11 protein-coding genes and 1 pseudogene are annotated in these 13,182 nt (G+C 58.7%); 1 reads left to right on the top strand and 11 read right to left on the bottom strand.

Going from position 1 to position 13,182, the window contains the following annotated elements; translation table 11 throughout:
* Nucleotides 1-98: 98 nt before the first annotated feature.
* From AAAB35_RS17795 to AAAB35_RS17765, 7 genes are all read right to left on the bottom strand, one after another.
* Nucleotides 99-635 carry a GNAT family N-acetyltransferase gene (locus AAAB35_RS17795; RefSeq protein WP_340669606.1) on the bottom strand — a complete coding sequence of 179 codons (537 nt, stop codon included), beginning with the start codon at nt 633-635 and terminating at the stop codon, nt 99-101.
* A 3-nt stretch (nt 636-638) separates the two neighbouring features.
* Nucleotides 639-1,490: a 3-mercaptopyruvate sulfurtransferase gene (gene sseA / locus AAAB35_RS17790; RefSeq protein WP_340669605.1), complete on the bottom strand. Its 852-nt coding sequence runs from the start codon at nt 1,488-1,490 to the stop codon at nt 639-641.
* A 2-nt stretch (nt 1,491-1,492) separates the two neighbouring features.
* Nucleotides 1,493-2,239: an alanyl-tRNA editing protein gene (locus AAAB35_RS17785; RefSeq protein WP_340669604.1), complete on the bottom strand. Its 747-nt coding sequence runs from the start codon at nt 2,237-2,239 to the stop codon at nt 1,493-1,495.
* 1 nt (nt 2,240) lies between these two features.
* Nucleotides 2,241-3,275 carry a cysteine synthase A gene (locus tag AAAB35_RS17780; RefSeq protein ID WP_340669603.1) on the bottom strand — a complete coding sequence of 345 codons (1,035 nt, stop codon included), beginning with the start codon at nt 3,273-3,275 and terminating at the stop codon, nt 2,241-2,243.
* A gap of 173 nt (nt 3,276-3,448) precedes the next feature.
* Nucleotides 3,449-4,816, bottom strand: coding sequence for a DEAD/DEAH box helicase (locus AAAB35_RS17775; protein ID WP_340669602.1), 1,368 nt, complete (start codon nt 4,814-4,816; stop codon nt 3,449-3,451).
* Between the two features lie 308 nt (nt 4,817-5,124).
* Nucleotides 5,125-6,258, bottom strand: a complete 1,134-nt coding sequence (locus AAAB35_RS17770) for an HPP family protein (RefSeq protein WP_340669601.1) — start codon at nt 6,256-6,258, stop codon at nt 5,125-5,127.
* A gap of 181 nt (nt 6,259-6,439) precedes the next feature.
* Nucleotides 6,440-7,303, bottom strand: coding sequence for a DMT family transporter (locus AAAB35_RS17765; RefSeq protein WP_340669600.1), 864 nt, complete (start codon nt 7,301-7,303; stop codon nt 6,440-6,442).
* A gap of 115 nt (nt 7,304-7,418) precedes the next feature.
* Here AAAB35_RS17765 and AAAB35_RS17760 point away from each other — a divergent pair, with 115 nt between their 5' ends.
* A complete protein-coding gene (locus tag AAAB35_RS17760; RefSeq protein WP_340669609.1) occupies nt 7,419-8,846 on the top strand; it encodes a PLP-dependent aminotransferase family protein in 1,428 nt (475 codons plus the stop codon).
* On the opposite strand, the pseudogene AAAB35_RS17755 reads toward AAAB35_RS17760, so the two are convergent.
* The 4 genes and pseudogenes from AAAB35_RS17755 to ade all read right to left on the bottom strand — a co-directional run bounded on the left by AAAB35_RS17755 (nt 8,822) and on the right by ade (nt 12,969).
* Nucleotides 8,822-9,294 (bottom strand): annotated as a pseudogene (locus AAAB35_RS17755) (DUF1697 domain-containing protein). The gene AAAB35_RS17760 and the pseudogene AAAB35_RS17755 sit on opposite strands and share 25 nt — an antisense overlap.
* Before the next feature lie 56 nt (nt 9,295-9,350).
* Complete coding sequence (locus AAAB35_RS17750) at nt 9,351-9,899, bottom strand: DUF1697 domain-containing protein (RefSeq protein WP_340669599.1); 549 nt, start codon at nt 9,897-9,899, stop codon at nt 9,351-9,353.
* Nucleotides 9,899-11,158, bottom strand: coding sequence for a threonine ammonia-lyase IlvA (gene ilvA, locus AAAB35_RS17745; RefSeq protein WP_340669598.1), 1,260 nt, complete (start codon nt 11,156-11,158; stop codon nt 9,899-9,901). Before ilvA ends, AAAB35_RS17750 begins: the two co-directional genes overlap by 1 nt.
* The gene (gene ade, locus AAAB35_RS17740) at nt 11,155-12,969 is read right to left on the bottom strand and encodes an adenine deaminase (RefSeq protein WP_340669597.1); all 1,815 of its coding nucleotides are present in this window, start codon (nt 12,967-12,969) and stop codon (nt 11,155-11,157) included. Before ade ends, ilvA begins: the two co-directional genes overlap by 4 nt.
* Nucleotides 12,970-13,182: the final 213 nt, after the last annotated feature.

Genomic DNA, 13,182 nt, shown 5'->3' with positions numbered 1-13,182 from the left:
ATCCTCGGGTCAGGCCCGAGGGCGACGGTGGGGTAATAGATAGATGGGCGAGCGGGCCCGAACGAGGCGGCGTGCCACGTATCGAGGCGTGCTCGCCCCTAAACCCAAGCCTCGATTTCCGCCTCGGCAAAGCTGACCGGATGGAATCCCATGCGTTGGTACATTTGCAAAGCGCGCGGGCTATCGAGCGTATTGGTTTCGATGATGACCTTCTGCGGATCGCTCATCCAGGCGGTTGAGATCGCCTCATTGAGGAAGAATTTGGCAAGACCCCGGCCCTGGAATTCCGGGATCAATCCAAAATAAAGGAGCTCAGTGACACCTTCGGTCTCGCCAATGACCAGTTCAAAGAAACCAGCCGGCGAACCGTCGGCATAGAGGATATGAATGTCGACATTGTCGCGGTGGATGATTGCGGCAAGCGGCTTGTCGTCAAGATGGCGATGAACGGACCAATGATGCGGCTTGCCGACCTGCTCGTACAGAAAACGGTAGAAAGGCAGCGAAATCTTGGTCGCCCTCATGATGGCCAGTTTGAAGCTGACAGGCGTTGGAACTGACTGCGTCGGACGCTCCGTCATTTCCAGATGGGTCACGCGCGTCTTGAGAATACGCGGTTTGCTAATGTCACCCATGACTTACGCTTTGCCCGTTGCCACAGGTGTGTCCTTGTGAGCGCACCATTCAGCCCAGGAGCCATCGTACAGCATGTTGTCCTTGTGCCCCAGCGATTCCAGGGCAAGCGTGATAACTGCCGCAGTGATACCCGAACCGCAGCTTGTGACGACTGGGCGCGACAAATCCACACCCGCTTCATCGAGAACGTTGCGCAAACCATTGAGGTCCTTGAGAAAACCTTTATCGGCAAGGTTCGCTGACGGCACGCTGCGTGCGCCTGGCATGTGGCCGGAACGGAGGCCCGGGCGCGGCTCCGGATCAATGCCGGTGAAACGGCCGGCGGAGCGTGCGTCAGCGATTTGCCGTGAGCCGCTATCCACGATTTCCCGCATCTCAGCGAAACTTGCCACCTTCCCGGCGTCGAATTTGTCGACGAACGCCGAGGGTGCGATCCTGGTTACCGCGTCGGTGACGGGCCGGCCCGCCGCTTTCCAATTGTCGAAGCCACCATCGAGCACAAACACCTTCTTCGCACCCATCGTGCGGAACATCCACCAGACGCGTGGCGAGGTGTACATGCCCGGGCCGTCATAGACGACAATCGTATCGTCATTGGTGATCCCCATGCTGCTTACAGCCGCCGCGAACGCCTCCGGCTTTGGCAAGGTATGCGGCAGAGGCGAATCGGGATCGGAGACCTGCTCATGGTCGAAGAAGACGGCGCCCGGTATATGCGCCGAGTCATACTCGGCCTTGGCATCGCGATTCTGGAAAGGAAAATACCAGGATGCGTCGAGGATACTAAGCCCGGGTTGGCCCAGGCGCTCCTGAAGCCAATCCGGCGAAACGACATAGGCGCTTTTTTCAGACACGTTCACTCTCCCTCGGGCAAGGTTCCAAACCGGATGCGGAAACGTCGGTTTTCCTTGCCCTTCTTTTCGATTTTTCCGATATGAATTGGCCCTACTTCGCCGGTGGTCGCGACGTGCGTTCCGCCGCAGGGCTGCGAGTCGATAGAAGCATCCTTGCCGATGCAAACGAGCCTGATACGCCCCGTTCCCATGGGCGGGCGAACATTCTTTGACTTGATCAACCCCGGATTGGCCGCCAATTCGTCGTCAGTGATCCAGCGGGTGAAAACCGGATGGTTGGCGTTGACCAATTCCATCAGCTTTTCCGTCACGCCTTCACGGGTGACGCCCGCCTCTGGCAGGTCGAAATCGACCCGGCTGTCCTCTTCGCTTACGGCGGCGCCGGTAATCGGAAACGGACAGACGACGCTCAGGAGGTGGCAGGCCGTGTGCATGCGCATAAGCCTGTAGCGGCGGTCCCAATCAATGCGAAGCAGCAGTTTCTCGCCGATTTCAGGCATGGACTGGTCCGGCGCGGGCACATGGATGATCTCATCCTTGGTTTCGCCGGTAACCGTTGCGGCAATGGCGATGTTCGTACCATCCGCCCTGATTAGAACGCCGGTATCGCCCGGTTGGCCGCCCGAGGTGGCATAGAATACCGTGCGATCCGTGAGGATGCCGCCACGCTCGTTGATGCCAAGAACCGTCGCCTCTATTTCCTTGAGGTACGAATCATCGCGAAACAGAATCGTCGTATCGTAGGCCATGTCAGCTCTGGTTCTCGAATGGAACGGGATTATTGGTCGTGGTCTCCATCCAGGCCGGCACCGGCAGGTCCTTGGAGCGTAGAAATTCAGGGTTGAACATTTTCGATTGATAGCGGTTACCATAGTCGCAGAGAACCGTGACGATGATATGCTCGGGCCCAAGGTCGCGGGCCATGCGGATAGCACCGGCGATATTGATCCCCGATGAGCCTCCGAGGCAAAGCCCTTCTTCCTGCACCAAATCGAAGACAACTTCGAGGGCTTCCGCATCGGAGATCTGGTAGGAAAAGTCAGGCGTGAAGCCTTCAAGATTTGCAGTTACGCGCCCCTGCCCTATCCCTTCAGTGATCGAGCTGCCCTCGGCCTTGAACTCGCCGGTCGTGTAGTAGGAATAGAGCGCCGCTCCGAACGGATCGGCGAGGCCGATCTTGATTGACGGGTCGCGTCCCTTCAGCCCTTCGGCGACGCCGGCAAGCGTGCCGCCCGATCCAACGGCGCAGATGAACGCGTCGACCTTGCCATTTGTGTCGCGCCAGATCTCCGGTGCGGTCGTTTCAAAATGCGCCTGCCGGTTAATCACATTATCGAACTGGTTGGCCCAGATAGCGCCGTTTGGCTCGGTTCTCGCCATCTGTTCGGCCAGCCGACCGGAGACTTTCACGTAATTATTCGGATTGCGGTAAGGTACTGCCGGTACTTCAACGAGTTCTGCGCCAAGTAGCCGGAGCGCGTCCTTTTTCTCCTGGCTCTGTGTCTCAGGGATGACGATAACCGTGCGGTAGCCGAGGGCCTTGGCGACCATGGTCAGCCCGATCCCGGTATTGCCGGCCGTACCTTCGACGATCACGCCGCCCGGGCGAAGCAGGCCGCACCTTTCCGCATCGCGAATGATGTAAAGAGCCGCACGATCCTTCACCGATTGCCCTGGATTGAGGAATTCCGCCTTGCCGTAGATTTCGCAGCCAGTGAGATCCGAGGCTTTCTTGAGGCGGATGAGCGGCGTGTCGCCGATAGCATCGATCACTGAATTCAGCATGGCACAAGTCCTTCATTCTGCAGGGCTAGAACCTATTTGGCCGGAGCGAGGCGTTCAAGCGCAGAATTGCGTGAGCGACGTGAATTGTCGAATTCGTGCTGGAGAGCGTCACGAAAAAGAACGGCCGCCGGCATGGGAATGCCGGCGGCCGCTAAGCGTGCAAGGGATTATTTTCAGGCCGCCTTGGCGCCAAAGCTGCGGCGCTTGTTGCGTCTGAACGGGCGTTTCTGTGCCGGAGCCCCGCCATCATTGCTCCAGACCTTTTCGCCGCGTGCTTCACGCGGCTTACCGGACGATTGACCGCGATGCGGCTTCTTGCCGGGAGCCCCATTGCCGCCTTCACGGCGTGCCGGGCGCTGGTCGCTGTTGGCGGCACGAGCCGGCAGGCTTGAAAGGTCAATAGGCGAATCGGCCATGGGCAATCGCATGCGCGTCACGCGTTCGACCGCCTTCAGCTTTACGCTTTCTTCAGCCGGATCATAAAGCGTGATGGCCGAACCCGATGCGCCGTTACGCCCGGTGCGGCCAATACGGTGCACGTAGCTCTCAGGCTCATCCGGAAGGTCGAAATTGATGACATGACTGATGCCTACAACGTCGATGCCCCGCGCCGCGATATCGGTTGCAACGAGGATGCGGACAGACCCGTCCTTGAAGCCATTCAAGGCCCGCTGGCGCGCATTCTGCGACTTGTTGCCGTGAATGGCGGCCACATCATAGCCGTCCTTTTCGAGAACCCGCGTCACGGCATCGGCGCCGTGTTTCGTACGGGTGAAGACGATGACCGAAGCCAGCTTCTCGTCTTTCAGCATTGCCGAAAGAACCTGCTTCTTCTGCTTCGTCGGCATGGCATGCACCACCTGCTTGATTTCGGCAGCCGTCGTGCCCTGCGGCGCAACCTCTACACGAACCGGATCGCGCAGCAGACCCTGGGCCAAGGCGGCGACTTCCTGCGGCATCGTTGCCGAGAACAAGGCCGTCTGGCGGTCGCGATGCGTGCCTTTGGCGATGCGCTTCACATCGTTGATGAAGCCCATGTCGAGCATGCGGTCGGCTTCGTCGAGCACGAGCCAGCGCGTCTCGGAGAGATCGACGCAGTTTTCGCGCACGAGATCGGTCAAGCGGCCCGGCGTCGCGATAAGCACGTCAACACCTGGCTGCATCTTCTTGATCTGCGACATGCGCGAAACGCCACCGAGAACGAGCGCAGTCGAGATATGCGCACCCTTTGACAGCTTGCGGATCGTTTCCTCGATCTGCACGGCAAGTTCACGGGTCGGGGCAAGGATGAGGGCGCGGGCAGTCTTGCCCTTGCGCTTGTCACCGAGCCCCATGATCTTCTGCAGGATCGGCAGGCTGAAGGCAGCCGTCTTGCCGGAACCCGTCTGTGCGATGCCAAGAATGTCCTTACCGGCAACCTGTGCCGGTATTGCCTGTTCCTGGATTGGTTTCGGCTCTGCCATGCCGGCCGCTTCCACGGCCTTTAGCAGGACGGCATTCAGGCCCAACGCGGCAAAGCCGTTAGTTTCTAGAGTGTTCAATTCAATCTTCTTTCATTGACCGGCGCGATTCCTCGCGGGTCACAAACGCATCGCAGGGCGCAACCCGCATGCAAAATTTATGGATATACGACGAGACGCGAAGGGTACAACCGCCCCTATAGGGCGAGCCCATGCGACTTGCGCAGCCGTGCCCATCACCGTGTGCGAATGGGACTGAAGACGCCACAAGTCCAAATTCTGGAAGACCGGATTGCCCGGCCCAAGCGCCTGGACCGCATATGGGCCTTATCGCGCCAAAATGCAAACGAATTATTGTGCGACGCAAAATCCGGATGTGCTACGGGGAGTTAGCCGGCAAGGGAAAGCGGTTGAATCGCCCGCCTGTCGTGAAGGTTGCGCGCGTAGAGCGCAGCGATGAGATCGGATTGGGTAACGATACCCAATACCCGGCCCTGCGGATCGGCAACTGGCAAATGATGCAGCCCGCCATCAGCCATGGCCGGGACAAGTTCGGTTACGAGTGTATCGGGCGCAACAAATTGCACGGGTGCAGTCATGATGTCCGCCACCACGCGCGGTGGCTTTTGCGCAACGCCGACTATGCTGCCGATTTTTCCCACGATTCCTGGCCAACGCCCACTGGATGGCCAGGCGGCGCGCTGCATGAAATCCGTCTGCGTCACAATGCCAATGAGCTTGCGCTCGAGATTTACGACGGGCAGTGCCTTGATCCGGTGTTGGCGCAGAAGTGAAAACGCACGTCGCACCGATGTCTCCGGCCCAACGCTGACGACATCGCTGGACATGATCTCTTCACAGCGTATCTCGCCAAAGCGGCGGTGATAGGCATGCATCTGCGCCTTGTGCAGAATTGAACCAAGATCATCCGGGCTTACGTCAATCAGTTCGTCATACTGGCCAAGGGCGAAGTGAAGATCGCCGGGCGCAAATCCAATTCGCTCTGACGGGATAGGATCGGCGGTGTTGTGGATGTTCTTGCCTGCCGGCTGCGCCAAATGCGGATAACGCCGGCCGGTCAAGTTGTTGAAGACGATGGCGATGACGAGGAGCAGGAGTGAATTCAGTCCCACCGGCCAGATGACGAAGCCATAGCCAAGATCGTGGACGACCTGCCCGCCCAACACGGCGGTGAGCGCAACCGCTCCGCTCGGCGGATGAAGTGATTTCGTCAGCATCATGACGGCAATCGACGCGCCAATGGCGGCCGCCGATGCAATGACGAGATCAGGGATAAAGATCGCGCAGGTCACGCCGATCAGGCAGGAAAGAACATTGCCGCACAAAATTGACCAGGGCTGCGCCAGAGGACTCGATGGTACCGCGAACAGGAGGACTGCCGAGGCCCCCATCGGAGCGATGAGCAAAGGGACGCTTGACGTCGGGCCGAGTGCCGCCTCGCTGACGATGCCCGTTGCAAAGATCCCAAGAAATGCACCGACGCAGGCCCGAAAACGCTCCATGCGGCTCACCGGGGCAAGCGCAGGCAGCAATCGCGTCAAATAATCGACCAGGGCATTCATCGGGGTTTAGGATCCAGCATCAGGCGCCATTGCGGTAGGCGATAGCCGGTCGATCGAACGCTGGCAAAGGATAAGTTTCCGTGTCCGCCTCGTCGGGTAGAAAATCTATCCAGCTACCGGGCTACCGGGCGAAGCGTTTGGCGCCGCCGACGCAGGCGATAACGCCGACGGTTGCGAGAATCATCGGCCAGCCCACCTGCTCGCCGAGCAATGTCGCGGCAAGGACCAGTCCAAAAAAGGGCTGCAATAGCTGCAGTTGGCCGACTGCCGCGATACCGCCCTGTGCCAGACCGCGATACCAGAAGATAAAGCCGATCAGCATCGAGAACAGCGAAACATAGAATAGGCCGAACCAGGCCGGCCGGCTGATATCCTGCCATTCGCCCGGCATCATATAGAACGTCAGCGGCAACATGACCGGCAGGGAAATGACCAGCGCCCAGCAGATGACCTGCCAGCCGCCGAGTCGCCGCGACAGACGCGCCCCTTCGGCATAGCCGAGACCGCACACGACGATTGCCGTAAACATCAAAAGATCACCGACAAGCGACACCGAAACGTTCTGAGTCAGGGCGAAGCCGACAACGAGCATGCTGCCAAGGCAGGAAAACAGCCAGAACAACGGCCGCACATGCTCGCCGCCGCGCCAAACCGCAAAGATCGCGGTTGCGAGCGGCAAAAGGCCGACAAAGACGATCGAATGTGCGGAGGTTACATGACGAAGTGCCAGCGCGGTCAACAGCGGAAAGCCGACGACGACCCCAAGGGCTGTCACAACAAGCGACACAAGATCGGCCTTGTCGGGGCGCTTTTCGCGAAACGCGAGTAGCAGCGCGATCCCTAGCAAGGCCGCAATGGTGGCACGGGCACCCGTTAGGAAGATCGGGTCGAAACCTGATACGGCAGCCCGCGTCGCCGGCAACGATCCGCTGAAGATGAGTACGCCGACGAAGCCGTTGAGCCAGCCGCTCGCTACCTTGTCCATGTTGATTCCCACTACAGAATTTGTGCGAACTTTCTGGCGTCTGCGGGATGGATTTTCCAGATACGGTCCAGTACAATTTTCTTAAACTGTAATGGATGCAAGAGCAGTACAGATGATGAAAGACTATCCGCAACATTCAGCCCTGGAAGGAACGCTGGTCGAACGCGTCATGACCGAGATCCGCCAGCGCGTGGCGCGCCGCGCGCTCGTCCCCGGAGCCAAGCTGCCATCGATCCGCGGCCTCGCGACAACGATGGGCGTTTCCAAATCCACGGTCGTCGAGGCCTATGACCGACTGACGGCTGAAGGTGCCATCCGGTCGCGAAGGGGAGCCGGCTTTTATGTTGCCGGCCATCTGCCGCCACTGAACCTCGCGGAAATCGGTCCGCGGCTCGACCGGGCCATAGATCCGCTCTGGGTGTCGCGCATGTCTCTGGAGGCGAGCGTGGATGTAGCAATGCCCGGCTGTGGCTGGCTGCCCGCCACGTGGATGCCGGAGGACGGCATTCGCCGGGCGCTGCGCATGCTGGCGCGGGGAGACACGGCTGCCCTCACCGATTACGCCTCGCCTCTCGGGCTACATCCGCTTCGGCAACTGCTTTCGCGCCGTTTGGCCGACCATGGCATCGAGGCTGCGCCTGATCAGATCATGCTGACCGAATCAGGCACGCAGGCGATTGATCTCATTTGCCGATTCCTTATCGAACCAGGCGATGCCGTGATTGTCGACGATCCGTGTTACTTCAATTTTCACGCCCTTCTGAAGGCGCACCGAGCAAACATCATTAGTGTGCCTTATACGCCATTTGGCCCGGACCTCGAACTCTTCGCCACAGCCCTCGGGACGAACAGGCCGCGTCTCTACATCACCAACTCGGCATTGCATAATCCAACCGGCGCCACCCTATCGCCGGTGATTGCCCATCGCCTCCTGAAACTTGCCGAGCAACACGACCTGACGATCATCGAGGATGATATCTTTGCCGATTTCGAGCAGGAACCTGCCCCTCGCCTCGCAGCTTTTGACGGTCTTGAAAGGGTAATCCATATGGGCAGTTTCTCGAAGTCTCTGTCGGCGTCGGTGCGCTGCGGATTCATCGCTGCGCGGGGCGACTGGATAGAGGGCCTGGTGGACATGCGTGTCGCGACATCGTTCGGCGCCGGCCGCATCTCTGCCGAGCTTGTATTGCTGATGCTCAAGGACGCCGGCTACCGCAAGCACGTCGATGCGCTGCGAACCCGCCTTGCCCGCAGCATGGGTGACACCGTATTCCGGCTGAAATCCATGGGGATCACGCCCTGGATTGAACCCCGCAACGGCATGTTCGTCTGGTGCCGGCTGCCACAAGGCGTCGATGCCGCGGCGGTCGCACGGTACGGGCTCAAGGAAGGTGTCATCTTTGCTCCCGGGCAGGTGTTCAGCCCCTCGCCTGACGCAAACAGCTATATGCGCTTCAATGTGGCTCAGTGTTCCGATCCGCGCATTTTCCGCGTTCTGGAAGATGCGATCAGACCGAGTCAGATGGCGGCAGCCATCTCCTGAAGTGTCAAAACCGTGCGCCAGTTGCGCGCGGTCAGCGGAACCTTCAGCACCTTGTCGAGCGCATCGGCCAGCTTCGACGTGCCGAAGCCGTCGGGCGTATAAAGGTAGAGCACCCGATTTCTCAAGGTAAAACTCTCGGCGCCGCGGGCCCTGTTTTCGAACTCCGACAGGGCAGCGTCTGTCGGATCATCGTTGAGGATGACGGCATGGAGCGATTTCGGATTTTCCTTTGCTTGCGGATAGGGGTTCTTCGCCACCAAGTCCATTCATCGATACTACGGACGGAAACTCGCGATTCGAGACCAAACGCTTTGGGAAAGACACCGGCAATGGTCACCTGGATGCGCCCAGCCGTTTGGCTCGACTTGAATACGACGTTGCCGCTCTGGATGTAGGTTTTCACGTCAGAGAGGCCGACGCTCTCAAGCAAATTGCGCAGCGTCTCCATCTTGACGACTTTGTTGCCGCCGACATTGATCCCGCGAAACAGCGCGATATAAGCCGTCATTTCGTATTCCCCTCCAGTCGCTCGGCCAGTTCCCCCAATTTAAGCACTGTATTCCAGTTGCGGGCCGTCGCGATGACCCGCAGTGTCGATTCGATCTTGCCGTGCAGCTTCGATTGCGATGCCCCCTGCGGCGGATAATAATAAAGCACTTTGCCGACAACCATGAATTGTTCGGGGAGGCCGACCGCTTTCCGTTCGAGCGCATTCACCGCTTCGCTATCGGGTTCCTTCTCCAGAACAAATGCATGAAGTTTGTTGCCCTCGGCCGCGCGCTCTGGAAAGGGATTGGCCGCGATCAACCCTGACCATTCCTCCCTGCTCAGGATCATGATTGCCTTGGCGAAACCGAACTTTTCCAAGGTGATAGCCGCCACTCTTTGCAATATGGTTTGTCGCGCCGAATCTGATACCAATACGACATTGCCCGTATTGATATACGTAGCGACCTCGGTGAACCCCGCATCGACCAGCGCGTCCTTCAGCGGCTTTACCGGCAGCAACGTCGCCCCGCCAACACCACGGAACAGGACGATATAGGTCGGCATCAGATGATCAGCCCAGCGATCGCATCGTTGTCGGTGATATCCTGATAGGCCCAGCCTGCCTCGTCGAAGCGTTTGAACAGAATGTCGAAATTGACCTTGTTCTTGGTTTCGATCCCGATGAGCACCGAACCGAAATTGCGCGCTGATTTCTTTAAGTATTCGAAACGCGCGACATCGTCCTCCGGTCCGAGCAGATCAAGGAACGAGCGCAATGCGCCAGGCCGCTGCGGAAAGCGGAAGATGAAATATTTCTTCAGCCCCTCATAGCGGAGCGAGCGTTCCTTCAGTTCCGGAAGCCGCTCAAAGTCGAAATTGCTGCCCGAAACGACAAGGATAATACGTTTGCCCTTGATTTCGCTCTTCTTGAAATCCTTGAGGGAGTCGATGGCAAGTGCACCCGCCGGCTCAAGCACGATGCCTTCGATATTGAGCATTTCAAGGATGGTGGAACTCAGACGATTCTCCGGAATCAACATCACAGAGTCTGCCGTGAAGCTCTTGAGAATCTTGAAATTTTCCCTTCCTATCTCCGCCACCGCAGCGCCATCGACAAAAGTGTCGACGGTATCGAGCTTGACGCGTTTGCCCGCCTCGAGGCTGCGCTTGAGGCTTGGCGCGCCGGCAGGCTCGACAAATCGAAAGCGTGTTTCCCAGCCGAGTTCGCTAAGATACCGCGTGACGCCCCCCGATAAACCACCCCCGCCAACGGGAAGGATCATCAAATCCGGCTTGCGCTTGTCCGGCAGCTGCGCCGCGATCTCATGGGCGACTGTGGCCTGCCCCGTGATAATGTCGTTATGGTCGAATGGCGGCACCATGACTGCGCCGGTCTCGGCGGCATAATCCTGTGCGGCGGAATAGCATTGGTCGAATATATCGCCGACGAGACGGATCTCGATGAACTCGCCGCCAAAAGTACGCGTCTTGTCGATCTTCTGCTGCGGTGTCGTAACCGGCATGAAGACCACGCCCTTCTTGGCGAAGTTTCGGCAGATAAAGGCAAAACCCTGGGCATGATTGCCGGCCGAGGCGCATACGAAACTCGTATTCTCGTCTTTGTGCTCGGTGAGATAATGCGAAATGAAGTTGAACGCGCCTCTGATTTTATAGGAACGAACGGGCGACAGGTCTTCGCGTTTCAGCCAAATCTGCGCGCCATACTTATGGGAGAGATAGTGATTAAGCTGTAGTGGCGTTTCTGGAAACAAGGCGCGCATTTTTTCCGCCGCGCGCTCCACGGCCTTGATGAATGCAGTCATAGGAACAGGTCAACCTTCTCGAATGTCCTGACATCGATAATGCCGACATCGGAAATGCGCAATTCCGGTATGACCACGAGCGCCAGCAACGAGTGCTGCATATAGGCATTGTTGAGGCTGCAGCCCATGGCACGCATTGCATTGACCAGTTTGTCGGCCTGTTGCGCGACGACCTCGGCCCGCTGGTCCGACATCAGGCCGGCAATCGGCATTTCCACCAGCGCAAGCTCACGCCCCTTGGAAAAGAGCACCACGCCCCCTCCGACCTGGCCGAGTCGATTGGCGGCCTTGGCCATGTCGTCCTTGTTCGTGCCGACGACGATCATATGGTGGCTGTCATGCGCGACAGTCGAGGCCATGGCGCAATCGAGCGTATAGCCGAAGCCCGAAACAAAGCCGTTGACCACCGCTCCTGTCCCACGGTGGCGTTCGACAAGTGCGATCTGGCAAACATCGTTGCGCCGGTCCATGTGAACGATCCCGTCCGAAACCGTAAGATCGGCCTCGAGCGCCCGTGTCGGCGCCTGATTTTCGATGACACCGATCACCCGCGCCGTGACGTGTTTTGCGGGTTTTGGCGCCTTGATATCAAAGTCCTTTGCCGTGAGTTTCTTGCCGAGCTTGATCGTGTTCTTCGCGAACGAGGGATAGTTGTAGGGTGGAATTTCTGCGACGAGCTTGCCTTTTTCCGCTACATGGTTGCCCCGGGCGTAAACCCGGTCGATCGTCAGGTTGGCAAGGTCGGATACGATCAGGAAGTCCGCCAATCGGCCGGGCGTGATCGACCCGATTTCACGCTCAAGGCGGAAGTGCTGCGCGGTATTCAACGTCGCCATCTGGATCGCCGTCACCGGCTTCAAACCCTGTGCGATCGCATGACGGACAACGCGATCCATGTGTCCTTCATGCACGAGCGTTCCGGAATGGCTGTCATCGGTACAAAGGATGAAGTTCCGCGGATCGAGCCCCTGCTCTGTAACAGCCTTGATCTGGCTGGCAACGTCGTACCAGGCCGATCCAAGCCGCAACATTGCCCGCATGCCTTGACGCACGCGGGCGATCGCATCGTCCATTCGCGTGCCTTCGTGGTCGTCTTCGGGGCCTCCGGCAACATAACCGTGGAACGCTCGTCCAAGCTCCGGCGACGCGAAATGACCGCCGACGGTCTTGCCGGCATTCATGGTCGCATCGATCCCGCCGCGCATCGTGGCGTTGTTATTGGCAACGCCCGGGAAATTCATTACCTCGCCGAGCCCGATGATATTCGGCCACGTCATCGCCTCGGCAATATCGCGCGGACTGATCGAGGCGCCGGCATTTTCCAGCCCGGGGGCAGAGGGAACGCAGCTCGGCATCTGTACATGGACATTGATTGGCATGGCGAGCGCTTCATCATGCATCAGGCGCACCCCCTCCAGCCCAAGCACGTTGGCAATTTCGTGCGGGTCGATGAACATGGATGTGGTGCCGTGGGGAATTACCGCGCGGGTGAATTCCGTTACCGTGACCATCCCGCTTTCGACGTGCATGTGCGCATCGCACAGGCCCGGCACGAGGTAACGTCCGCCCGCGTCGACGACCTTCGTCTTCGGTCCGATACAGTGCTCCACTCCATGCCCGACAAACGCAAAGCGACCCGCGGCGACCGCAATGTCCATGCCCGCTATGATCTCGCCGGAATAGACGCTGACGAGGCGACCATTGCGCACCACGAGATCGGCATGTTTTCGCCCCATCGCGACGTCCACCAGCAAAGCTGCCGATTCCGTCCAGGACTTGGGTTTGGCACCGCGATTTGCCTGTTTGACCATTAAACTGCCTCTGCTGCATTGGAGGGTGGGAACAACCTATACCTAAAGACTAAGCGATGCTGGGGTTGTTCACAGTCGATCGGTCAAAAATATTCACGAACCCCATGAATTGCTTGACATACCCGCCGTGGTTTCGTCCGATAGAATCGGATGCTACGCGCCGAAAGCGATGCTGCCAATATCGGGAGGAGAAAGATATTGGTGAAAGATATC

Source organism: Phyllobacterium sp. (genome assembly GCF_037994425.1).
Taxonomy (GTDB): domain Bacteria; phylum Pseudomonadota; class Alphaproteobacteria; order Rhizobiales; family Rhizobiaceae; genus Phyllobacterium.
Note: the sequence above shows the minus strand (reverse complement) of the source record. Positions and strands in the feature narration are given on the sequence as shown.

Coding starts and splice junctions, on each gene's coding strand:
- AAAB35_RS17760 (WP_340669609.1), top strand. CDS start 7,419: ATGAAAGACTATCCGCAACATTCAGCCCTGGAAGGAACGCTGGTCGAA.
- ilvA (WP_340669598.1), bottom strand. CDS start 11,158: ATGACTGCATTCATCAAGGCCGTGGAGCGCGCGGCGGAAAAAATGCGC.
- ade (WP_340669597.1), bottom strand. CDS start 12,969: ATGGTCAAACAGGCAAATCGCGGTGCCAAACCCAAGTCCTGGACGGAA.
- AAAB35_RS17780 (WP_340669603.1), bottom strand. CDS start 3,275: ATGCTGAATTCAGTGATCGATGCTATCGGCGACACGCCGCTCATCCGC.
- AAAB35_RS17750 (WP_340669599.1), bottom strand. CDS start 9,899: ATGCCGACCTATATCGTCCTGTTCCGTGGTGTTGGCGGGGCGACGTTG.
- AAAB35_RS17795 (WP_340669606.1), bottom strand. CDS start 635: ATGGGTGACATTAGCAAACCGCGTATTCTCAAGACGCGCGTGACCCAT.
- AAAB35_RS17785 (WP_340669604.1), bottom strand. CDS start 2,239: ATGGCCTACGATACGACGATTCTGTTTCGCGATGATTCGTACCTCAAG.
- AAAB35_RS17770 (WP_340669601.1), bottom strand. CDS start 6,258: ATGGAGCGTTTTCGGGCCTGCGTCGGTGCATTTCTTGGGATCTTTGCA.
- AAAB35_RS17765 (WP_340669600.1), bottom strand. CDS start 7,303: ATGGACAAGGTAGCGAGCGGCTGGCTCAACGGCTTCGTCGGCGTACTC.